General features: G+C 44.8%; 23 protein-coding genes. 4 read left to right on the top strand and 19 right to left on the bottom strand.

What is annotated here, in order from left to right:
* Positions 1-69 precede the first annotated feature (69 nt).
* The 3 genes from ACLD71_RS06420 to ACLD71_RS06410 form a co-directional block, all read right to left on the bottom strand.
* Positions 70-1,341 (bottom strand): O-acetylhomoserine aminocarboxypropyltransferase/cysteine synthase family protein, encoded by a 1,272-nt coding sequence (locus ACLD71_RS06420; protein WP_137672539.1) that lies wholly within the window; start codon positions 1,339-1,341, stop codon positions 70-72.
* Between the two features lie 202 nt (positions 1,342-1,543).
* Positions 1,544-2,881 carry an MATE family efflux transporter gene (locus ACLD71_RS06415; RefSeq protein WP_161985104.1) on the bottom strand — a complete coding sequence of 446 codons (1,338 nt, stop codon included), beginning with the start codon at positions 2,879-2,881 and terminating at the stop codon, positions 1,544-1,546.
* Positions 2,882-3,014: 133 nt separating this feature from the next.
* Positions 3,015-3,470, bottom strand: coding sequence for a MarR family winged helix-turn-helix transcriptional regulator (locus ACLD71_RS06410; protein ID WP_137672541.1), 456 nt, complete (start codon positions 3,468-3,470; stop codon positions 3,015-3,017).
* Between the two features lie 111 nt (positions 3,471-3,581).
* Here ACLD71_RS06410 and ACLD71_RS06405 point away from each other — a divergent pair, with 111 nt between their 5' ends.
* Positions 3,582-4,004 carry an organic hydroperoxide resistance protein gene (locus tag ACLD71_RS06405; RefSeq protein ID WP_411993683.1) on the top strand — a complete coding sequence of 141 codons (423 nt, stop codon included), beginning with the start codon at positions 3,582-3,584 and terminating at the stop codon, positions 4,002-4,004.
* A gap of 41 nt (positions 4,005-4,045) precedes the next feature.
* Here ACLD71_RS06405 and ACLD71_RS06400 read toward each other — a convergent pair whose 3' ends face one another.
* The 16 genes from ACLD71_RS06400 to ACLD71_RS06325 form a co-directional block, all read right to left on the bottom strand.
* Entirely contained in the window at positions 4,046-4,252 is a 207-nt protein-coding gene (locus tag ACLD71_RS06400) for a hypothetical protein (protein ID WP_411993681.1), read from the bottom strand.
* 114 nt (positions 4,253-4,366) lie between these two features.
* Positions 4,367-4,831: a GNAT family N-acetyltransferase gene (locus tag ACLD71_RS06395; RefSeq protein WP_411993679.1), complete on the bottom strand. Its 465-nt coding sequence runs from the start codon at positions 4,829-4,831 to the stop codon at positions 4,367-4,369.
* Entirely contained in the window at positions 4,832-5,470 is a 639-nt protein-coding gene (locus ACLD71_RS06390) for a DUF1294 domain-containing protein (RefSeq protein WP_411993677.1), read from the bottom strand.
* The gene (locus ACLD71_RS06385; protein WP_411993675.1) at positions 5,467-6,117 is read right to left on the bottom strand and encodes an FMN-binding negative transcriptional regulator; all 651 of its coding nucleotides are present in this window, start codon (positions 6,115-6,117) and stop codon (positions 5,467-5,469) included. Before ACLD71_RS06385 ends, ACLD71_RS06390 begins: the two co-directional genes overlap by 4 nt.
* 98 nt (positions 6,118-6,215) lie before the next feature.
* The gene (locus ACLD71_RS06380; protein WP_411993674.1) at positions 6,216-6,695 is read right to left on the bottom strand and encodes a DUF3299 domain-containing protein; all 480 of its coding nucleotides are present in this window, start codon (positions 6,693-6,695) and stop codon (positions 6,216-6,218) included.
* A gap of 57 nt (positions 6,696-6,752) precedes the next feature.
* Positions 6,753-8,978 carry an alkaline phosphatase gene (locus ACLD71_RS06375; RefSeq protein WP_411993672.1) on the bottom strand — a complete coding sequence of 742 codons (2,226 nt, stop codon included), beginning with the start codon at positions 8,976-8,978 and terminating at the stop codon, positions 6,753-6,755.
* 468 nt (positions 8,979-9,446) lie between these two features.
* On the bottom strand, positions 9,447-11,390 hold the full coding sequence (locus tag ACLD71_RS06370; RefSeq protein ID WP_411993670.1) for a methyl-accepting chemotaxis protein: 1,944 nt from the start codon (positions 11,388-11,390) through the stop codon (positions 9,447-9,449).
* Entirely contained in the window at positions 11,387-12,304 is a 918-nt protein-coding gene (locus ACLD71_RS06365) for a hypothetical protein (RefSeq protein ID WP_411993668.1), read from the bottom strand. Before ACLD71_RS06365 ends, ACLD71_RS06370 begins: the two co-directional genes overlap by 4 nt.
* Positions 12,305-12,482: 178 nt before the next feature.
* A complete protein-coding gene (locus tag ACLD71_RS06360) occupies positions 12,483-13,262 on the bottom strand; it encodes a TatD family hydrolase (protein WP_411993666.1) in 780 nt (259 codons plus the stop codon).
* Between the two features lie 5 nt (positions 13,263-13,267).
* On the bottom strand, positions 13,268-14,011 hold the full coding sequence (gene tatC / locus ACLD71_RS06355) for a twin-arginine translocase subunit TatC (protein ID WP_137672552.1): 744 nt from the start codon (positions 14,009-14,011) through the stop codon (positions 13,268-13,270).
* Between the two features lie 3 nt (positions 14,012-14,014).
* Positions 14,015-14,428: a Sec-independent protein translocase protein TatB gene (gene tatB, locus ACLD71_RS06350; RefSeq protein ID WP_411993664.1), complete on the bottom strand. Its 414-nt coding sequence runs from the start codon at positions 14,426-14,428 to the stop codon at positions 14,015-14,017.
* A gap of 2 nt (positions 14,429-14,430) precedes the next feature.
* A complete protein-coding gene (gene tatE, locus ACLD71_RS06345) occupies positions 14,431-14,667 on the bottom strand; it encodes a twin-arginine translocase subunit TatE (RefSeq protein ID WP_137672554.1) in 237 nt (78 codons plus the stop codon).
* Positions 14,668-14,712: 45 nt separating this feature from the next.
* Positions 14,713-16,341 carry a ubiquinone biosynthesis regulatory protein kinase UbiB gene (ubiB, locus tag ACLD71_RS06340; protein WP_137672555.1) on the bottom strand — a complete coding sequence of 543 codons (1,629 nt, stop codon included), beginning with the start codon at positions 16,339-16,341 and terminating at the stop codon, positions 14,713-14,715.
* Positions 16,338-16,937 carry an SCP2 domain-containing protein gene (locus ACLD71_RS06335; RefSeq protein ID WP_137672556.1) on the bottom strand — a complete coding sequence of 200 codons (600 nt, stop codon included), beginning with the start codon at positions 16,935-16,937 and terminating at the stop codon, positions 16,338-16,340. Before ACLD71_RS06335 ends, ubiB begins: the two co-directional genes overlap by 4 nt.
* A 9-nt stretch (positions 16,938-16,946) precedes the next feature.
* The gene (gene ubiE / locus ACLD71_RS06330; protein ID WP_303516539.1) at positions 16,947-17,699 is read right to left on the bottom strand and encodes a bifunctional demethylmenaquinone methyltransferase/2-methoxy-6-polyprenyl-1,4-benzoquinol methylase UbiE; all 753 of its coding nucleotides are present in this window, start codon (positions 17,697-17,699) and stop codon (positions 16,947-16,949) included.
* Positions 17,700-17,929: 230 nt separating this feature from the next.
* The gene (locus ACLD71_RS06325) at positions 17,930-18,214 is read right to left on the bottom strand and encodes a hypothetical protein (protein ID WP_137672558.1); all 285 of its coding nucleotides are present in this window, start codon (positions 18,212-18,214) and stop codon (positions 17,930-17,932) included.
* A 520-nt stretch (positions 18,215-18,734) separates the two neighbouring features.
* On the opposite strand from ACLD71_RS06325, the gene ACLD71_RS06320 reads away from it, so the two are divergent.
* The 3 genes from ACLD71_RS06320 to prpB all read left to right on the top strand — a co-directional run bounded on the left by ACLD71_RS06320 (position 18,735) and on the right by prpB (position 20,991).
* Positions 18,735-19,169 (top strand): hypothetical protein, encoded by a 435-nt coding sequence (locus ACLD71_RS06320; protein WP_303552318.1) that lies wholly within the window; start codon positions 18,735-18,737, stop codon positions 19,167-19,169.
* 194 nt (positions 19,170-19,363) lie between these two features.
* Positions 19,364-20,110 carry a GntR family transcriptional regulator gene (locus tag ACLD71_RS06315; protein WP_411993660.1) on the top strand — a complete coding sequence of 249 codons (747 nt, stop codon included), beginning with the start codon at positions 19,364-19,366 and terminating at the stop codon, positions 20,108-20,110.
* Positions 20,107-20,991 carry a methylisocitrate lyase gene (gene prpB / locus ACLD71_RS06310; protein WP_137672561.1) on the top strand — a complete coding sequence of 295 codons (885 nt, stop codon included), beginning with the start codon at positions 20,107-20,109 and terminating at the stop codon, positions 20,989-20,991. Before ACLD71_RS06315 ends, prpB begins: the two co-directional genes overlap by 4 nt.
* Positions 20,992-21,000 lie beyond the last annotated feature (9 nt).

Below are 21,000 nucleotides of genomic sequence, written 5' to 3'. Positions count from 1 at the left end.
AGCAGGAAATTGAGCCGGCAAAAATAAAGCCGACTTATTAGTCGGCTTTATTAATCGAAAGTGTAAACATTAGGCTTTTTCTAAAGCTTGGCTTACATCGTTAATAATATCGCCGATGTTTTCGATACCCACCGAAATGCGCACTAAATCTGAGCTAACACCTGCTTTCGCCAGCTCTTCTTCATTTAGTTGGCGGTGAGTCGTTGAAGCTGGGTGGCAAGCTAATGACTTGGCGTCGCCTATGTTCACCAAACGTAAAATCATTTGTAGGGCATCAATAAATCTACCGCCGGCTTCTTTACCGCCTTTAATACCAAAGCTCAAAATGCCAGAGGCTTTACCACCAGCGATTTTTTGGCAAACTTCATTATAAGGGCTAGTAGGCAGAGCAGCGTAGTTTACCCATTCCACTTTTGGATGTTGCTTTAAGTACGCCGCTAAGCTTTCGGCATTTTCACAATGGCGCTCCATGCGTAAACCCAGAGTTTCTAAACCTTGGAGAATTTGAAAAGCATTCATAGGGGAAATAGCCGCTCCCGTATTACGCAGCGGCACCACCCGACAACGCCCAATATATGCGGCAGGGCCAAGCGCTTCGGTGTACACCACACCATGGTAAGACGGATCAGGCTCATTCAAAATCTTAAAGCGCTCTTTATTGGCAACCCAATCAAACTTACCTGAGTCCACAATAATGCCGCCAATTGAAGTGCCGTGGCCACCAATGTATTTAGTCAGCGAGTGGATAACAATATCGGCACCTAGCTCGATAGGGCGGCACAAAAATGGTGTAGCAACAGTGTTGTCTACCATAAGTGGAACGCCATGCTTTTTGGCAATTTCCGCTAGTTTAATCAAGTCAACAACATTACCTGCTGGGTTACCGATAGATTCACAGAAAATGGCGCGAGTATTTTCATCAATCGCGGCTTCAAAACCCGCATAATCATCAGCCGACACCATGCGAACATCAATGCCCTGTTTAGGGAAGGTATGGGCAAATAGGTTATAGGTGCCACCGTACACTTGGCTGGTGCTAACGATATTCGTACCTACTTCACAGATACATTGAATGGCATACGTAATTGCTGCCATGCCAGAGGCCAAGGCTAAGCCGGCAATGCCACCTTCCATTGCTGCAACTCTTTGCTCCAGCACATCGGTGGTAGGGTTCATAATTCGCGTATAAATATTGCCAGGTACCTTCAAATCGAAGAGATCTGCGCCGTGCTGAGTATCGTCAAAGGTATAAGACGTGGTTTGGTAAATCGGCACTGCCGCAGCTTTGGTGGTGGCTTCTGATTCATAGCCGTGGTGAAGTGCTAAAGACTCTAATTTCATTGCTGTTCTCGCTACTTAAAGGAATAAAACAACCCTGTCTGCCGCCAAACTAAGCCAGCGGCAATTCCATTTATTGCAGCGAACCGCAATAAACCCGAGGATCACGCTAAAGTGTTGATAAGTATTAGCCTAATTTGCAGCAAATAGAATAGCGAAGCAATCTAGAATGTGAACAATCGCTAAGCTTGGCGTGTAATCACCACTAAACAATGCCCATGTTATGCCAGCGGTAAGTTTTCCAACGCCAGTGATTGATCAGCCCGCGTACCACTTCATCTAAGGCAAAACATGCCCATGCGCCAATAATGCCCAACTGCCAAGATATAGAACACAGGTAAATAATCGGCACAATACCCCAAATAAAAGCAACCCCTACGGTCGCCGCAAAGCGCCCATCGCCGACCGCTTTTAGGCCCATGCCAGCCACAATATTAATCGCTCTAAATGGCTCCATAACAATACAAATAATCAGTAACCATTTGGCATAAAAAGCCACTTGAGGATCATCACTAAAAAGACCAATAAGAGGTTGGTAAAACCAGGCAAATACACACATGTTCACAAAGGCGAATAATATCGCCAAGCTTACACAACGATTGTATGTAGCATCCACTTGTTGCAGTTTTCGCGCGCCCATTTGATGCGCCATCATAATTTGCCCTGCCGCTGCTAACGACCAACTCACTGCCATTGAAATAAACAAAAAGCGCAGCACAAAGGTATAAGACGACACAGCCAATACCCCAAGTGTGGCCAAAATACCTGCGACTACAATTTGCTGCAGAGTATAGTTGGCGGGCTCTGCGGCAGAGGGAATAGAAATTTTCATTAAGGGTTTAAAAACGGCGCGCATTCGTGGAATAATTGCGCGGTTAAATTCAAAGCTCACTTGCGCCTTAACATGCACAATCACCATCACCACTAAACAGGCAAACAGGTAAGACAACACCGTGCCTAAGGCGATGCCTTTTAAACCCATGGGTTCGATACCAAACCAGCCAAAAAAGAAAGTAGCATTTAGAAAAACATTCACCACGTTCGTCAGTAGTGACGCCAACATATTCCAATTGGTCATGGCTTTTGCGGCCAAAATAGAGCCATAAGCACAGCGCAAACCAAAGAAACCAAAAGTAAACGCCATTATGGCCAAGTAATCTTCAGCATACAGCTGCATTGCCGCAGGGAAGTTAAGCCACACGCCAATATTGTTATAGTTGAGATAGGTAAAAATACTAAAGGCGATACCAGCCAAACCCAGCAACAAAACGTTGGTCATAAATACCGGTATCACTTTGTCGAACTGCTTAGCCCCATAATACTGCGATGCAGCGGCAGTGCCGCCGGTAGAAAGCATCGGCAAAACAAAGAAGCCAATCCATAAGTAGGGCATTAGCAAGCCAGCAGTGGCGGCAGCGTCTTCCCCTAGTAAACTCAGGAAATAAATATCAACCATGACCACAAAGCCACTGGTTAACTGCTCAACCAAAATGGGCCACGCCAAATTAAATAATTTGAGTTCTTTTACCGCGCCTTGAGGCATGAGCATTGTCCATGGTTGAGTAAGGCATTAGTGTAACCAGCCTAATCGTTATACCGATTACTTATTTCGAGTTATTACAGACCTTTTATAAAACTTGTTGTCACTCGCAAGCTAAATGAGCGACTAATGACAGTTATTTCATCAACTTGGCAAACAAGCGATCGCAGCCTTGTTTTAATGCCTGCAGTTCTTCTAACGGCATATCGGCTTGGCACAACATGGCTTGAGGAACACTCTCAGCCTGTTGCTGTAAACTCACACCTTGCTCACTTAAGCTAATCACTCGTACTCGCTCATCATGTTCACTTCTTGCGCGAATCACCAAACCTTTTGCTTCTAGTCTTTTTAGCAAAGGAGTCAAGGTACCAGAGTCTAAATGCACTTTTTCCCCCAAGCTTTTCACACTGACACTGTCGTGCTCCCACAGCACCATCATCACAATATACTGCAAGTAGGTAAGATCGAGTTTATCTAACAACGGGCGATAGGCACGGCCCATGGCATTTGACGCGCTGTATAAAGAAAAACATAGTTGCTTGTCTAAGCTGAGGTTCACCACCTGGTCAGATTGCTCACTTAACTTGCTCATGGTAAAACCTTCATAAAATAAATTGTGCACAATATACTTGCATTTCATCTCACCCTCAACTAAAGTTGCAAACAATTAAATAGCGCACAACTTAAATTAAAGGGACACGATATGACAACCTTATACACTACTTCAGCTACAGCACTAGCCGGTCGTAATGGCCAAGTAAGCACCGACGACAAAAAACTAGACCTAGCACTTAGCTACCCAAAAGAAATGGGCGGCAGCGGCGAAGCCACTAACCCAGAGCAACTATTTGCAGCAGGTTATGCCGCGTGTTTCTCTAATGCTATTTTACACGTAGCCAAAGAAGGTAAAGTGGCGATTAAATCTGCCCCAACCACTGCTACTGTGGGCATTGGCTCAAATGACAATGGCGGTTTTGCACTAACAGTCGCGCTGGCAGTAGAGCTAGAACTAGAGCAAGCAGCGGCAGTAGAGTTGGTTAAGGTTGCTCATCAGGTTTGCCCATACTCAAACGCTACTCGCGGTAATATAGACGTACAGCTTAGTGTGAACGGCGAAGCGCTTTAAACTCCCTTGAAATACCAAAAACCAAGCCTAGGCTTGGTTTTTTATTTTGCTTCATCGCTCAACAGTTCATCGCGCTGACGCTGGTAGTCTTCAAAGCTCACATCCGCTTGATCCATACAGCCTAAATAATCTTGATGATTAGTGTGTTTGTCACACTGCTGTCGTTGGTTTCCTTGCATGGCATTATAAGCCTGCTGCTGACTACAGCCGCTTAACGTTACCAGCAAAATACCCATAATGATTTTCATGCTTCCCCCTCGCATCGTTGCCATTAGCATGAACTATTTAAAAACAAGCGCGAGGATCTTTCATTATGATAATTGTCAGCACTATCTCGCTAGCTTTACAGTATGTGGGAATGGCTACAGGGATTTTTGCATACTAAAGTTAAGCAAAGTTTGCCCTACTCGCTGTACCTTGTTGGTTTTAATCACGCTAAAGCCTTGTTTAACAAAGAACCCCCTAGCCACTTTAGACGCATCAACAAACAAGTATTCCCTTTGCTGCTGGCGAGCAATCGCTTCAATATACTGAAGCATTTGTAGAGCAATACCCTTAGCTTGGTATTTTGGCAAAACATAGCAGCAATCAATATTGCAGCCCTCTAGCTCAATAAAGCCCACTACCGTTTCAGCTTGCAAGGCTACAAAGCAGCGTTCAGCTTTTAAGCGTTGCTGCCAATATGAGTAATCTACGGGTGTTGCTGCCCATGCTTGTTTTTGTTCCGCGCTATAATGCTCATTAGCAATGGCATGCACCGCTTGAGTAAAAACATCGGCGACTTGTTTAGCAAACCTAGTGGAATAAGGCTCGATGGTGATATTCATTTAAACAAAACTCGACACAAACTCACTTATCGTTTGTCGCATTGGCGCAGCCGACGGCGTAAGCAAGTACGCTAAAGCCGCACAATTAAGCAAAACGGTAGCGTAGTAAACCCAACGAAATTGCTGTTTCTGAGTTTTATGTCGTAAGTACTGCTGAGCAAGCATAGCGCCCGGCCAACCACCGAGTAAGGCAAATACATGTAGCTTGGCTTCTTGCACTCGCCAACGACCCGCTTGAGCAGCGCTTTTATCTAGAGCATACAAAGCAAAACAGACTAAGCTCATCACTAAATAGGCCAACGCAATTGCCAATGGCAAGTTTGCCAACATCACTAAGGCCGTTAGTAGACCGGCAAATACTGCGACTTTTATACTCGCGCCAAATCCAGCCTTGTTGGTCTTAGTAACAAATGCCGGTTTTTCGCCCACCAATTTAAGTTGCTTGGCGCAGGGCCTACCTTGTTTATCGGCAGATAAGCGGTACGTAAACCAATGGCCGATTAAGCGCTCGGGGTTAATGCTTCGATCATCAAAACTGCTGGCATGTACAAACAAATTTTTCTCAGCGCTTTTATCACTGAGTTTTAAAAAACCAAAACCTTTGGCGTCATTCCATGAGACTAACTTCGCTTTAGTCATTCGCTTGCATCACCCTTTGCTACTAACTCGGCATGTTCTTTTATTTGCTTAGCCATGCTTGGCTTAATCTTAGCCAATCCTTTAGCGACACCCAGTTGATTTTCTGCACTGTGGTTTTGACTAAGTTTAAATTGAGCTTGCAGCTTATCAATGCTTATTTCAAAGCCAATAATGGCTTTATTAAGCTGAGCAATAAAGTTGTCTGGAGCGTCACTTACTTGCCAAGGCTTAGTTTGGTTTTGCTCGTTCTCTAGAGTCAATCGCTGCAGCAAATCCAGCGTCCAGGCGGCATCATTTTTAGCCTTAATAACGCCATTAATATGCACTGCTTGATAATTCCAAGTTGGCACTACCTTGGGGTTAGCCTGCTTAGAGGGATAATAGTTTGGCGACACGTAAGCATCTTCCCCCTGAAACACCACTAATGCAGATAAGCATGACTGCAAACGCTTAGCTAAGGGATTAGCTCGCGCGATATGACCTTGTAAACACCAGTCATCTTGAGCATTTTTAGCCAGTAGTAAGGGCACATGATCGGCCACTAGGCCTGCATCACTTTGAGTGGTGATAGTGGCAAGTGGATAACTGGAGATCAGTTGAGAAATAGTTGTCCAGTCGTCTTGTTTAAAATGCTTGGGTATATGCACGTGCTATCGCTCCCTGTTAGTTGCTTGAATACTCTCACAATTAGGGAACCTAGCACTAGTGATGATTAAGTTATTGTTCAGGCACTTTTTAACCAGTGTTAAGGCACGTAAAACTCGATGTCTTTGTTTAAGCTCATTGCATACCCAGCGCTGGCAATACCTTCTACGTCGGTGGCTTTTACTTGCATTTCACCACTTATCCAAATCACTTCCCAAGGTTCAACCATATCGATTCCAGCAGGATGGCGAACATGAATAATTTGATTGGGTGGCGGTGGGGGTAAGTGCAAACAAGCACCAAAAAATGGTACTAAAAAGAACTCAGTAATTTTGTCACCATCGCTTTCTAATGGCACGACAAAACCAGGCATACGCATATCTTGGCCGTTTAAGGCTTGCACTAAACCGCCAGACTTTATTTGCGGCGCGCGCTCATCAAGTTGAATTTGATGATTAATAGGATTTTGGTTTGGCTGATCTCTTTCTAGCTCTGGCACCAGCGATAACCAAGGATTTGGAGTCGCCAATACTATTGGGCTAATTAAGCCAGCAAAAACAAAACATAATATTCGTAACATAGTTCACCTGAAGTCCTCTGAACTATACCAAGGCACAGTTCAGAGGTAATAGCTTATTTACTCAGCGTCTAAAGCGCCGCGCATTACATTGTAAATCGCAGTGTTGTCTACCGAACGGCCAACAAAGGCATGTGAATTTAAGCCCCAAGAAGCGATAGGTACATCAACGTTAGTGTGGCTTCCCCACTTCCAACTGACTTCTGGTACTACACCTACACCGTTAGTTTTCTCAAGCTTCAAACCACCCGTTTCGTGATCGGCAGTAACAATGACCATTGAGTCACTGCGTAAATCAGCCCAGTTAGCGACTTCTTCAACCGTGGTATCAAAGGCAATGGTTTCATGAATCAAACGCTCTTCATCGTTAAGGTGACCTGCAAAATCAATTTGCGAACCTTCTACCATTAAGACAAAGCCATTAGGGTTTTTAGACAGAATGTCTATGGCTACTTGAGTCATTTCATTCAGCTGGGGAATGTCTTGCTCTTCGTAACTTTTCTGATCGCCAAGCGGTAATACATAAGGGATTTCGTCTTCACCAAAAATGCCGGCAAACAAAATTTCTGCATCAGGGTCTGTTGCAGGTAACGCCGCTACCGCCGGGATCATGTCAGTTTTGTTTTTAACGATGGTGTAACCACCTAGCGCAGCCTGTTGGCTAATCACGTCTACGTCATCAACTTGCTTACTGCCACATAAGGCAACGTTTGGTTTTACGTCGCCAAACATACTTTGTGACAAGGTAACAAAGTCATTTCGGTTCGGACCGTGTGAAGCAAAAGCTGCAGGTGTAGCATGCACACAGTGCGACGTAGCAACAATACCTACTGATTTACCCTGTTTTTGAGCATATTCCAAAATGGTTTCTAAATCAGAACCATCACCCGGACGCGCTTGAGCAATGGTGCCAGAGATAGCTTTACGGCCTGTCGAAATAGCGGTTGCCGCGGCGGCTGAGTCGGTATAGTAATTCATGCCTAGCTCGGCAAGATTCTCGTAACCTAGAGTATCAGCGCTGGCGGTTTTAATATCACCACGATGCTTGCCAGATTCTAGGAATAAGGACTCGCCTTGATAAGCACGGGTAATATCAATTTGCCCATAGCCCATACCATCGCCAATCATCATTACAATGTTGTTCGCAGATACTAGATCGATAACATCTATGTCTTGGCTATCGCTAGCTTGGCCTTTGTTAATGCTAAGGTTTACTTGATAACGACCTAGAGAATCGGCGGTAGCTAACTGACGAATACCCTCAATGGTTTGAGTCTCGTCGTTGGCTAAACCAACTGTAATATCACCTTCCGTTTCCCACGTATAACTTTGAGCAAAAGTACTGCCATCGGCAGTAACACTGGTGGCTAAATCAGGTACGGTGATGGTGTCATGACCCACTACCGCGCGCATTTTAGACAAGGTTAGTGGCACTGCTTGCTGGCCATCGCCCAAGGTTGATAAAGAGAATACATAAGTACCCGCTTCAACCTGCGCAGACATTTTTCCGCCAGGGTAAGTCGTTAATGATGACTCACCTTCGCTTAGGCTAATTGGTTGGTTATCTAAAGAACCGTAAACCAAGGGTTTATCTATACCTTGATGTAGGTTAAAGCTGATGGTGCCAGCTTCAGCAAATTTTACCTGTAATTGGTAGTTACCGGCACCCGCGTAGCTAAACTCGCTGCTGTCATTAGCAGTCCAATCGTTAAAGGTACCCACTAAGTACATCGCTTGGCTTAAGTTATCTACGTCGGTATCGGTGATGTTTTCAATTAATAAGGTGGGGTTGTTAATCGTGGCCGACGAATCTAAGGTAAAGCGATACACTTGGTCTTCATCGCTGGAAACTGTGATATCCATATTTTGGTTACCAAAGTCGTCATACTTGCGTTGCAGCTCCATCGGAATATCAAACACCACTTCGGCATCAGCGTCTTCACCAATGGCTAAATCACGCTCAGCGCTCCAGCTTGGATCAGAGATTTTAAATGAGTACTCACCAGGCTGCATGCTGAATAAAGCAATGTATTCGCCTTCTCCCTGGTAATGCAATTGTGCTTCTGGGCGCGATGACCAGCTATTCATAGAACCTTTAATGTACAAACGGCAATCTTTGTTGGCGTCTTCAGCGATCTCTTCTTCGCTACACTTGTATGGCCCTAAATCGATGCTGTCTGCGATTGGCGGATCAACATACACATACTCAGTATCACTATTACAACCTACTACAACAGATGTAATAGCGATACCAGCTACAACTTTTATAACTTTCCCAACTTGCATTTTACTTCCTTAATAAATAATTATTTTATGTTTTATACTTATTTATATATCTATGAATTTAATCACGATAAAAACATAGCACGGTAAACTACTCGCTTATTATGACTAAAATATTAAAATGTGAAGCGATACAAGGAACAACTCGCAGAAACCGATAAAAACTAAATATATAAAAAACAATAACTTAATATTAAATCCGTAGACAACAAGACCCGTCACGTTAAAAGTGCGTAACTATCCAAAAAATACATGTTTAATAGGATTTATTTAAAGGGGAGTGATTTATTTAGACAATTAATTCATGAAAGGCTTATTAAAAAAGAATGAAAACGATTTCAACGCGGTTTCACAAATAAATAAAGTGGGTGAGTTGATTTAAAATTAAAAAATTATCAAGAAAGGAATATAAACACTATGCCAAGAACCGCTATGAAAATGATAATTAGTTAGCTTAACGCTTAGCTGAAATTACACCTTAAAATTGGCAATACTGGCTTGTATCAATCCACTTAATTGACCCACTTTTTCAGCCTGTTGAGCTGTGTGCTCAGTACCTTCTAAACTGCGTTGCGCAGCCGATTCAATGTCTTGCATCTCATTCACTACTGTTTCCGAAGTATTTAACTGTGCGTCACAAGCAGCCGTTACATCATCCAACAAGTTAGTAATATCGCTAACTAACTGGTGAGTCGTTGCTACAGATTGCTGCATTTCCGACATCAGTTCAAAACTAGCGCTAGCTTGGCTGCGCCCTTGGCGCATTTGCCCTTCGGTTTTTTCTGCACCTTTGACTAATTCTCCCATCATTTGCTCAATTTGATCGGTAGAACCACGGGTTTGCTTGGCTAAGTTCCTTACCTCATCAGCCACTACCGCAAAGCCGCGACCATGCTCTCCCGCTCGCGCCGATTCAATGGCGGCATTTAAGGCAAGCAAATTGGTTTGCTCTGCAATGCCGTTAATCACTTCTAAGATCTTACTGGCATCTTTACTATTTTGCGCCAGCTCTCGCATATCTTCAGACGCGCTATCCACCTGCCCCACTAGCTGCTTTATTTCAGAGGTGGCTGATTGAGTTAGCTGATTGCCTTGTTCGGAGGCCTCATCAATCGCAATGGCAGAGGTATCGGCACTGCGTACATGATCAGCCACTTCGCTAAAACCTTGCGATAACTGACCAATATGGTGGCTAACTTCGCCAACCACTTGCTGCTGTTGGCCCATTTGGTCTTTAGATTGCCGAGCTAAATCATTTAGCTGTCCTGCCGCCAAATTAAGCTCCACCACGTTCGTATTGATAGTGGTTACGGTAGTTTGCAGTAATGCAATAAACTGGTTAAAGGCTTCGGCTAACTGCGCTAACTCATCCTTGCCTTTTACTTTAAGCCGCTGAGTTAAATCACCATCTCCTTGAGCAATAGCTTGCATCGCTTCAACCATGGTCACAATAGGTTGGCGAATCAAACGGGTTATTATCCAGCCCATGAGTAGCGATATCACCACAATAGACAAACCAAAGGCCATATTAGTCCAGGCGGTTTGTTGCAATTGTTGGCTAATGGCTCGGCTAGAATCGCTGAGCACTTGCCATTGATGTTGCTGGCTGTCACTCGCACCCTGCACCACTTGCTCAGCGGCAGGGTTTAATAGGTCTTCCATTAGCAATTGACGCTCTTGCAGTAACTCAAATAACCGAGAGGCCGAGTTAGCCAGCTCGGCAACGTCTTTTGCCACCAGTTCAATCCAAGCTTTATGGTGCTCACGGTTGAGCCCTTTTTGTAAATCTAACAAGGCATTTTCTGCACCAAATAGCTCTAAATAGAATTGGTCTTTACTGCGATCATCTTGGCGGTTTAAATGGCTCATTAAAGCAATGGCAGCAGCTTGAATATGATTCGCTAAATTAACGGTTAGTCCCGGTAAACGGCCAGAGTTCAGAGGATCTAAAGTGGCATGAATATCAGCACTATTAGCCAGCGCATGTGGCACTAACTGGCGTAACACAGTATTTTCAAGTCGGCTCACTTCAGCCAATAAAGGAACCAATTCTTCGGCAAAATGTTGGTCTAGCAACTGGGAGTTACTGGTAATCTGTTCGGCGTTATCAAAACCTGTAAGGTGAGGACTACCTCCTAGTTGCTCCGCCTGTTGCGATAACTGTTGGTAGCGTTGTAATAACTGAGGGTCTTCGCTTTGGCTAAAGCGTGATTGCACCACTAAACGCTGTAAAGCATTTACCGACAACTCACCCGCTAAACGGGCTCGTGGCTCAACTTTTTGCGAAAACTCAACGGTTTGTTGCTCAACATTTTTTAGCGCTAACATGCTGCTCCACAGCATAATGCCGAGCAGCACTACAATACCAATAGGAATAAGGGCGATTTTCTGGCTAAGGCTCAATTTGTCCATCATAAGGCTGGCGCTCCTACCATCTGTAACAAACCACTACGTAGTTGTACCAAATGTGCGTATAACAAATTCGCATTGCTAAGGTCAGCCATTGGTTCTGCAGGACTGTCTTGTTCAATTTGTAAGATGGTTTTAGCTCGATGTAACTCGGCACGTAAATTAACGGTGCTATCCACCACTTGGTAGAGGCTAGATTCCCCAGTAGGTAAACGTCCTGGCTTGCTCGGTTCTATCGCCAATTGGCGGAATAAACGTTCTAATAAATACAAACACTGAAAAGCCACTATATTAGCGTCCGTTAACTCGCGGTTTTGAAAATTGTTTAGCGATGCGAAGTTCAGTGGTAAGCCTTTTAACTGGCTTATCTGTTGTAAATCGCCCTTAATGATCGAAAGGTTCTTGGCTAACGCGGTGCTCCCTTCTCGATCAACTAAATCAACAAATAAGGCCTCAATAATCACCAATTGCTGGTAAACATCATTCACTGATTTCCCTAAGGGACGTTCTACGTCTGCGGGCTTAGTCGCCGCTACTTTAGTCGCCACAGCATCAAGTTGTTGCTCTAGCAACTCCAGATAAGGCATAACGCTACGTGGCCGAATGACACGATAAACCACGTTTTTATTAGCACTAACAGGCACGCCATGCTTGCTTTGCAGCTTGACAGCAAACTCACTTAGCTGCTGGCTCTTAAATACCAAATGGATAGCCAGCTTATCGGCAAAAATTTGCGGTTCGGTACTGAGTGCTGGAAGCTTTTGCTGTTCACGAATCGCCACCAGCTGTTGAGTAATAACTTGGGTTTTCTGATAAAGATGGTTGTTGTTTACAATCGCCGCCACGCTAACAGGGTTAAACACCAGCAAACAGCCAATGGCAAAACCGTATCGTTGAAGAAATAACACTAATTTAATCAAAGTAGAATCTCGTCCTTGAGGCGGCTTATTAAAGCCGTTTTGAAGCCTATTCGGGTTTATTTCCAGACTTATCTTTCAAGCATAGGAACCTTTTAAGCATATAGCCAAGCAAGAACTACACCCAAGGTGTGAACAATAAGACAAAACTCAAGGAAACATCAAAAAAGTGACAAGGTGATTACAGTTGGAATAATTGTTTGGCGTTTTGCTGCACTTGTTGTTGTAGCTCAAACACATCTTGCTGGCGTAAATCGGCTACCCGCTGGTAAATATGCCCTAAATAACAAGGCTCGTTACGGCGGCTTTTAGGTTTGGGTTTAAGATCTCGTGGCAGCAGGTAAGGCGCGTCGGTTTCTAGCAATAAACGATTGTCGGGAATTTCAGTGACGCGTTGCTGTAAGTCTTGACCACGACGTTCGTCGCACACCCAACCGGTGATGCCGATATAAATATCTAAATCAAGGCAAGCTTTAAGCGCCGCTTTGTCGCTAGTAAAGCAATGCAACACTGCACCAGGCAGCTTATCGCGCCAAGGAGCAAGGATATCGATAAAGCGCTGATGGGCGTCTCGCTCATGCATTACCACCGGCATGTGTAACTCTGCCGCTAAGGCGAGCTGTGCTTCAAATATCGCTTCTTGCTGAGGACGAGGTGAAAAATCACGGTTAAAGTCGAGACCACACTCTCCCACAGCCACCACCTGCGATTGCGCCAATAAGGATTTTAACTCAACCAGCTGTTCTACACTTACCGATTTAGCATCGTGTGGATGCACTCCCGCAGTGGCGTAACACAGATTTGGCCATTGCAGTGCCAACTCACTGACTGCTTGGCTTTCTTGCATGTCAGAGGCAAGCAATAACATGCCATTAATGCCCGATTGTTGGGCACGCTCAACCACCTCGGTGCGGTCTTTATCAAACTGCGAACTGGTAAGATTAAGCGCGATATCAAACATAAGGCTTAGGCTTGCGCTTCTTCATCATCATTCTTGCGTACATAAAAACGCGCAAAGAATAAACCGACTTCAAACAGCAGCCACATTGGCAAGGCTAATAAGGTTTGAGAAATCACATCTGGCGGGGTTAACAACATACCCACCACAAAGGCCCCTACAATCACATAAGGACGCTTGCTACGCAGCTTTTCAGGAGTAGTAGCACCCGACCAACACAGCAGCATAGTGGCAATGGGGATTTCAAAGGCTAAACCAAAGGCAAAAAACAGCTTCAGTACAAAATCGAGGTAATTAGAAATATCGGTGGCAATGGTTACGCCTTCTGGCGCTACTGCGGTAAAAAACGCAAAAGCCAGCGGGAATACCACAAAGTAGGCGAAAGCCACTCCGGCATAAAACAATAAACCAGAGCCAAATACCAAAGGAATGAGTAGCTTACGCTCGTGTTGATACAAACCCGGCGCGATAAAGCCCCAAGCTTGCGCCAATAAATAAGGCATCGCTATAAACGCCGACGCCACTAAAGTGAGCTTAATAGGCGTGAAAAACGGCGCGGCTACGTCGGTAGCAATCATACTGGCGTTATCGGGCAACACCGCTAACAAGGGATCGGCCACTAGCGAATAAATATCGTTAGCAAAATAGACCAGGCCAAGAAATACAATTAAACAGGCCAATACGCCACGCAGCAAACGATTGCGTAACTCAACTAAATGCTCAATTAGGGGTTGCGCAGGGGCATCACTCATAGCTTATTTTTTATCTTCTTGGTTGGCTTCAGGTTGTGAATCCGCAGGCATCTCCACGGTGTCGGCTTGATGCTGACTATTTGCCGGATCAGCCTTTTCAACATCAGGCTTATCGGATGTGGTCTTTTGATATGGGCGAGTGACAGACTCGGCGCGTGCCTTTAAGGTTTCAAAAGACTCACTCAAATCACCATTCAGTGATTCTAAGCCTTGTTGCTCGGCTTTTTTCAAGTTCTGATGCAGCTCATCCAGCTCAAGCTCTTGCTTTAGCTCGGTAGTCACAGACGATACCGACTGCTTCACTTTATTAACCACTGCCAATACACTACGAATAGCACCCGGCAAACGCTCTGGGCCAAGAATAACCAAGCCCATAATCGAGATTAAAATTAACTCCCAAAAGCCAATATCAAACATGCTTAACCTTGCTGCTGGTCTTTGCTTTTAGTGGTTTCTTCAGTTTGCTCTTTGTTTTGAGCGAGCTGTTCTGGCGTAGATTTTTCTGCAGACTTGGCATCATCGTCGTTCATGGCATTTTTAAAGCCTTTCACCGCTGAGCCTAAATCGCCACCCATGTTACGTAGTTTTTTGGTGCCAAATAACAACACCACAATGACCGCTACGATCAACAGTTGCCAAATACTAATTCCACCCATCTGTTTTTCCTTTTACATTCTTGTTTGGCCACAATGGCCATAGTTCTATTTTAGTTGTCGCCAGCTAATTAACCCAGTTAAACCACTACATACCGCTAAGGCTGCAGCAACCATGGGTAGGCTTGAGTAAATGACCGCTGCCGAAATTAAACTAGAAGCGGATACCAAAGCCAAAATTAAGCTACGCTGACGTTGCTTTTGTTGCTGCAAATACTGTGCAGTAAACTGTTGAAACTTAAGCTGCTGTTGCTTGGCCAATTGCAGGTTATCATAAACCAACTCTGGCAAATGCGGCAGCGTTTCTAACCAATAGGGTGCCTTTTCTTTAAACGCAGTAAACACTGCTTCTGGCCCCACTTGTTTGCGCATCCAGCGCTCTAAAAATGGTTTCGCTGTGGCCCACAAATCTAACTCTGGGTAGAGCTGTCGTCCTAAACCTTCTATATACAGCAAGGTTTTTTGTAACAATACTAATTGCGGCTGCACTTCCATGTTAAAACGTCGCGCAGTATTAAACAGGTTTAACAATACATGGCCAAAAGATATTTCTGATAAAGGCTTAGCAAATATTGGCTCGCACACCGTGCGAATCGCTGCTTCAAACTCTTCTACCTTGGTATCTGAAGGCACCCAACCGCTATCTACATGCAGTTGCGCCACTTTGTGGTAGTCACGATTAAAAAAGGCCAAAAAGTTTTCCGCTAAATAGCGTTGGTCTTCTTTGTTTAGCGTTCCTACAATGCCGCAATCAATACCTATGTATTGCGGATCTTCTGGGTGCTCACGCGAGACAAAAATATTACCCGGGTGCATATCTGCATGAAAGAAACTGTCGCGAAATACCTGAGTAAAAAACACTTCTACGCCACGTTCTGCCAACAATTTCATGTTGGTATTTTGCGCTTCTAACTCGTCGATATTGGCCACCGGAATACCGTAAATACGCTCCATCACCAACAAGGTTTTACGACAATGCTCACTATACACTTCAGGAACATACAGCTCTTTTGCGTCAGTAAAGTTACGGCGCAGTTGAATTGCATTCGATGCTTCGCGAGCGAGGTCTAATTCATCAACAATAGTTTTGCGATATTCTTCAACCACTTCTTTAGGGCGCAAGCGGCGACCGTCAGCGAAAAACAGCGCAAAAAACCCTGCAACGCGCTGCATTAGCGCGATATCAGACAAAATAGTGCGCTCAATGCCAGGGCGAATAACTTTAAGCACCACCTCTTGGCCATTTTCTTTTAAGCGAGCGGTATGCACCTGGGCGATAGACGCAGACGCCAAGGGCTGCATATCAAAATCATCAAACAGGTTTTCAATTGGCTGTTCTAAGGCCAACTCGATTTGTTGTTTCGCTAATTCACCAGAAAACGGCGACACTTGGTCTTGCAGTAAAGCGAGTTCGTCGGCAATGTCTGGCGGTAACAAATCGCGGCGGGTAGACATCATTTGGCCAAATTTAATAAATACTGGCCCGAGTTCTTCCATCGCCATTCGAATACGCGCGCCAGGAGCGCTATTTTTATGCTGGTTACGCCACCAAAATACTAGGCTGCGTAAAAAACGTAGCGGCCACGGCCAAAAACGTTTGGGTAACAACTGGTCGATCCCATACCGACATAAAGTACGATTGATTTGTCTAAAACGAGCGAACTCTTTGGGGGTCATTCACTCAATTCCTGTATTCTCACGGCCAAGTTGTCTAGGTCTTTGGCAAGTGTCTGTACTTGCTGCTGCCAAGTTTGGTATTCCAATTGCCCCACTAGCAACTTCCACTCTTCGCTAGCCAATTCGGTAAATTTTTCAGGGGTTTTGCTAAATAGACTTTTTAAAGCTTCGGCGACCATACGGCCTTTAGAGACTATTTGGTAAGCTGCAACATCACCCACTCGTAGGGATAATTTTTCTTCAAAATCTGGATCTAGCTGCAAGAACAAATCGGCAAACTGCTGAGCAAGTTTAATATCGCCTTCTAGCTGCAACTTGTCTTGCTTAATTAAACTAGGAATTTTATCTGCCTGTTTAAGCTCAGCTAAGGTGAACAAAGACAAATTCAAACTGCAATCTGCTTGGCCTTCAAACTGATTCAGCACATCTAACTGTTGCTCGCTAATCACAAAGTAAAAACACGGCAGAGGTTGGATTTTAATAGCCAACACTTTACCAGCCAGTTGGCTGCGGCGAGCTTGGCTGGTGTCATCTAAGGCTAATACTTGATTACTCAGCGCTTCTACACCAGCGGAGATCAATGAGGAAAAGGGCATAGCGGCCTCTTAAAACTTGTAACCGCGATGCAGAGCGACCACACCACCAGTTAAATTGTAGTAATCAACGCCTTCAAAACCAGCTTGTTGCATCATGCCTTTTAAAGTTTCTTGATCTGGATGCATACGAATAGATTCAGCCAAATATTGATAGCTCTCAGCATCATTGGCGATCAGTTGACCCATTTTAGGCAATAAGTGAAATGAGTAAGCATCGTACACTTTGCTTACGGCCTCTATCTCTGGCTTAGAAAACTCCAAGACCAGCAAACGACCACCCGGCTTAAGCACGCGATACATAGAACGCAGAGCGGCATCTTTATCGGTTACGTTGCGTAAGCCAAAACTAATGGTTATCACATCGAAGGTATTATCAGGAAAGGGCAGCGCTTCAGCATTGGCTTGAACATAACGCACATTGCCTACAATGCCTTTGTCACGCAGTTTACTGCGACCCATTTTAAGCATTGAGTCGTTAATGTCGGCCAATACCACTTCGCCAGTATTTCCCACAATACGAGAAAACTTAGCGGTTAAGTCACCAGTACCACCGGCTAAATCCAACACCTTTTGGCCAGGGCGCACGCCACTGCAATCAATGGTGAATCGTTTCCACAAGCGATGAACCCCACCCGACATAAGATCGTTCATTACGTCATATTTAGCCGCTACCGAATGAAAAACATCGGCCACTAAGCCAACCTTTTCCTCGCGGTTTACTGTTTTATAACCAAAGTGGGTAGTGTCTTGCTCAACGCTCATATTTGTTTCCTACTAATGCGGTCTGCGGCTAGTGTACTGTAGCTGAGCTCATGCTCCAACTCTTGCGCTACATCCTCTCAACATTTTTACGGAAAGCGCGAAGCCTGCAAAAAATCAATGCTAGCTTGAACAAGCTAACCGAACACTTTTAGCTTCATTACAACACAGGTGTTTTATGTATAAACATCGCCGTCGAATTCAACTAAAAAGCGCCCCGTAGGGCGCTTGGTTTACGTTTTTATTTTCACCGGTTGCTGTCGTGTGCGCCAAGCTTTGTGGCTAGTTTGCTGCTTCACCTCTTTAGCTACTGTAGCGGGTTCCGCTTGCTTAAGTTTGGCTCTAAATCGACCATCGGGATCGGCACCAATATCTTTAGCGATGTGGGCATTTATACCCTCTACTCGCCAGCTTTGTTGGCGTTGTTGTTTAAGCCATTGCTGGGTTTCAAGATGCTGTTGATAACGCAGTAATAATTCTACGGTAAAAGTTAATAAGCGAATTTTAAGTGACATCATGTCTCGTTCTCCTTGATAGAGAGCGAAGTGATGCAGTATAGAGAGAATGGTCTAGCTATTTCCTTACTGCGACACTTCGCAGCTCGGATAAAATTGAATGGGTCTCAATCTTAGTTTGCTGCTGGCCCTTTGGTTCGGCTGCCATGTTTATTATTTCGCATGGCAAGCGAGGCTGCGGGCACAAGTCGGGTTAAACGGTATGCTGAACATAAACAATGTTTCATGGTTCCCTCGACTTAAGCAGTAATTGATTGAATACATAACATAACGTGAGCCTGCTTAAATAACAAGCAAGCAACGTAACTAAATTGAGGCTTTTTTGTAAGCGTTGGTAGCCCTAGCGTATTAGCTCTAAATATCTGATTATTTTAGGCAAATATACTAATGACTTATTCACTTCAAACGCTGACACACTAGTATTTGCAGTTAGCCTCAATTACGCGTTTAATAAACGACAGTTTAGGCAATACACACTAAGTGAACCTGACATCCCGTTTCAATGAGTAGATCTGAGGTTTGAATGCATCCAGCAAGCCATGGTTATTATGAATTACACTTTCACCAAGATTTCCTGTTGGCTCAGCTTTACGATAGTTGGAACGTCACCACCACCAATGAATATCGCAAAGATATAAAACACACGGTGGGTCAGCTAGAACAACAACCTTGGGCAGCCATTTTTGATATCCGCGATTGGCAGTTTCTCACCCCAGAAAGTATCCCTGTGATGCAAAAGCAAATTGGCTGGTGTTTACAAAACCAGTTGTGCCACTGTATTTACTTAGCTCCAGATTCTGGAATTTTGGAGTATTTAAAACAGCAAGCTCACGCTCAAGTAACTGAACACAATTGCAAATTTGTTCAAGTGGCCACGGTAGAAGAATGCCTAACAACCTTGGAAAACTGGCAGGTGAACGTACCCAAGCCAATCTCTGCGCTATTACAACAAACCTGAATCACCGCCAGCTATAACTACATTGTCGACAATAACTAGAACCACTCATCCATTGTCGACAAAATGCCTTCTTTAAACGCAAACTTTGCTACTTAAACTAAAGTATAAGCACATATTGTCGACAATTATTTGATCGGCCCGCAACAATCGATCTACACTGAGCAACATTCAAACAACCTGAATGTAACCTTAATATGTCACAACGTAGTCCCGCTAAATCGCTCAGCGAAAATCAAAACCTGTTATCACAAAACCTCAGTGATACCTTAATTGAAGCCATAGTGAGCGGCCAAATTGCTCAGGGCGAAAAGATCTCCGAGCCAGAATTAGCCCGTCATTACGGGGTGAGTCGCGGCCCTCTTCGTGAAGCAATACTTAAACTACAAGGCATGGGCTTAGTTGAAAGAGTACCTCACGTTGGCGCTCGCGTAGTACAGCTTAACCAACAACAACTGTTAGACATTTACTCAGTGCGTGAAGCCTTAGAGGGCATGGCTTGTCGCTTAGCCGCCGAGCAATTGTCGACAATTCAGCTTGATGAATTAAAAAAGCTACTAGAACACCACCAAAGCTACCTACAGCAACACCAAGGCAAAGCCTACTTTGAACAGCAAGGTGACTTCGATTTTCACTACCTCATTATTAAGGGCAGCGCTAACCAACGCCTAGTGAACCTGCTGTGTGATGAGCTTTACCACTTGTTGCGCATGTATCGCTACCAAGCGGCTAAACAAGTTTCTCGTCCAGAGCGAGCCTTAAAAGAACATTGGGCCATTTGGCAGGCACTGGCTGATCGCGACGGCGAACTGGCCGAAATGTTAATGCGTCGCCATATAGCGCGCGCCCGCAAAGCCATAGAACAACAACACCAAACTAATCTGACCGACCAAAGCTTAGAAGCTCAAACTTCAGCAACTTACATTCAAGGAGTGAACGAATGAACAGCTCAAAACTCTCACCAGGAGCGCGTTTTCGCCAAGCGGTAGCCGAACAGAACCCGCTACAGATTGTAGGCACTATTAATCCCTACTGCGCCATGATGGCCCAACGCGAAGGCCACCAAGCTATTTACCTTTCTGGCGGAGGCATCGCCAATGCGTCTTATGGTTTGCCTGACTTGGGCATCACCACCATGAACGATGTACTAGAAGATGTTCGCCGGATTACCGCAGCTTGCGACTTACCTCTACTGGTAGATATAGATGTGGGTTTTGGTGGCGCATTTAACATTGCCCGTACCGTAAAAGAAATGATCCGCTCCGATGCTGCCGCCGTGCATATGGAAGACCAAGTGGCACAAAAACGTTGTGGCCACCGCCCCAACAAAGCCATTGTCTCTAGCCAAGAAATGGTAGACCGCATTAAAGCCGCTGTTGATGCTCGGGTAGATCCAGATTTTGTCGTTATGGCTCGCACCGATGCCCTGCAAATAGAGGGAATGGGCGGCGCTATCGAGCGCGCTTGCCAATATGTTGAAGCCGGCGCCGACATGATTTTCCCTGAAGCTATGCTCACGCTTGAGCAATACCAACAATTCGCCGACGCGGTAAAAGTGCCAATTTTGGCCAACATTACTGAGTTTGGCCAAACCCCATTGTTTAGCGGCGAAGAGTTAGCGGGCGTTGGTGTAGACATGGTGCTGTATCCGCTATCAGCCTTTCGTGCCATGAATCAAGCCGCTGTAAATGTTTATCGCAGCTTACGCAGTAACGGCCACCAGCGAGATGTGGTAGATAGCATGCAAACCCGAGCTGAGCTCTACGACTACTTGGGCTATCACGACTACGAACAAAAACTCGACCAGCTATTTAAACAAGAATAATACCAATCG

The sequence above is a fragment of the Agarivorans sp. DSG3-1 genome, assembly GCF_046774965.1.
GTDB lineage: Bacteria > Pseudomonadota > Gammaproteobacteria > Enterobacterales > Celerinatantimonadaceae > Agarivorans.
The sequence above is the reverse complement of the archived record's forward strand: the minus strand, read 5'-3'. Positions and strand labels throughout refer to the sequence as shown.

Bases quoted from the DNA above. Each gene is read 5' to 3' on its own strand.
- ACLD71_RS06420 (WP_137672539.1), bottom strand. From the start codon at position 1,341: ATGAAATTAGAGTCTTTAGCACTTCACCACGGCTATGAATCAGAAGCC.
- ACLD71_RS06415 (WP_161985104.1), bottom strand. From the start codon at position 2,881: ATGCCTCAAGGCGCGGTAAAAGAACTCAAATTATTTAATTTGGCGTGG.
- ACLD71_RS06410 (WP_137672541.1), bottom strand. From the start codon at position 3,470: ATGAGCAAGTTAAGTGAGCAATCTGACCAGGTGGTGAACCTCAGCTTA.
- ACLD71_RS06405 (WP_411993683.1), top strand. From the start codon at position 3,582: ATGACAACCTTATACACTACTTCAGCTACAGCACTAGCCGGTCGTAAT.
- ACLD71_RS06400 (WP_411993681.1), bottom strand. From the start codon at position 4,252: ATGAAAATCATTATGGGTATTTTGCTGGTAACGTTAAGCGGCTGTAGT.
- ACLD71_RS06395 (WP_411993679.1), bottom strand. From the start codon at position 4,831: ATGAATATCACCATCGAGCCTTATTCCACTAGGTTTGCTAAACAAGTC.
- ACLD71_RS06390 (WP_411993677.1), bottom strand. From the start codon at position 5,470: ATGACTAAAGCGAAGTTAGTCTCATGGAATGACGCCAAAGGTTTTGGT.
- ACLD71_RS06380 (WP_411993674.1), bottom strand. From the start codon at position 6,695: ATGTTACGAATATTATGTTTTGTTTTTGCTGGCTTAATTAGCCCAATA.
- ACLD71_RS06375 (WP_411993672.1), bottom strand. From the start codon at position 8,978: ATGCAAGTTGGGAAAGTTATAAAAGTTGTAGCTGGTATCGCTATTACA.
- ACLD71_RS06370 (WP_411993670.1), bottom strand. From the start codon at position 11,390: ATGATGGACAAATTGAGCCTTAGCCAGAAAATCGCCCTTATTCCTATT.
- ACLD71_RS06360 (WP_411993666.1), bottom strand. From the start codon at position 13,262: ATGTTTGATATCGCGCTTAATCTTACCAGTTCGCAGTTTGATAAAGAC.
- tatC (WP_137672552.1), bottom strand. From the start codon at position 14,011: ATGAGTGATGCCCCTGCGCAACCCCTAATTGAGCATTTAGTTGAGTTA.
- tatB (WP_411993664.1), bottom strand. From the start codon at position 14,428: ATGTTTGATATTGGCTTTTGGGAGTTAATTTTAATCTCGATTATGGGC.
- tatE (WP_137672554.1), bottom strand. From the start codon at position 14,667: ATGGGTGGAATTAGTATTTGGCAACTGTTGATCGTAGCGGTCATTGTG.
- ubiB (WP_137672555.1), bottom strand. From the start codon at position 16,341: ATGACCCCCAAAGAGTTCGCTCGTTTTAGACAAATCAATCGTACTTTA.
- ACLD71_RS06335 (WP_137672556.1), bottom strand. From the start codon at position 16,937: ATGCCCTTTTCCTCATTGATCTCCGCTGGTGTAGAAGCGCTGAGTAAT.
- ubiE (WP_303516539.1), bottom strand. From the start codon at position 17,699: ATGAGCGTTGAGCAAGACACTACCCACTTTGGTTATAAAACAGTAAAC.
- ACLD71_RS06325 (WP_137672558.1), bottom strand. From the start codon at position 18,214: ATGATGTCACTTAAAATTCGCTTATTAACTTTTACCGTAGAATTATTA.
- ACLD71_RS06320 (WP_303552318.1), top strand. From the start codon at position 18,735: ATGCATCCAGCAAGCCATGGTTATTATGAATTACACTTTCACCAAGAT.
- ACLD71_RS06315 (WP_411993660.1), top strand. From the start codon at position 19,364: ATGTCACAACGTAGTCCCGCTAAATCGCTCAGCGAAAATCAAAACCTG.
- prpB (WP_137672561.1), top strand. From the start codon at position 20,107: ATGAACAGCTCAAAACTCTCACCAGGAGCGCGTTTTCGCCAAGCGGTA.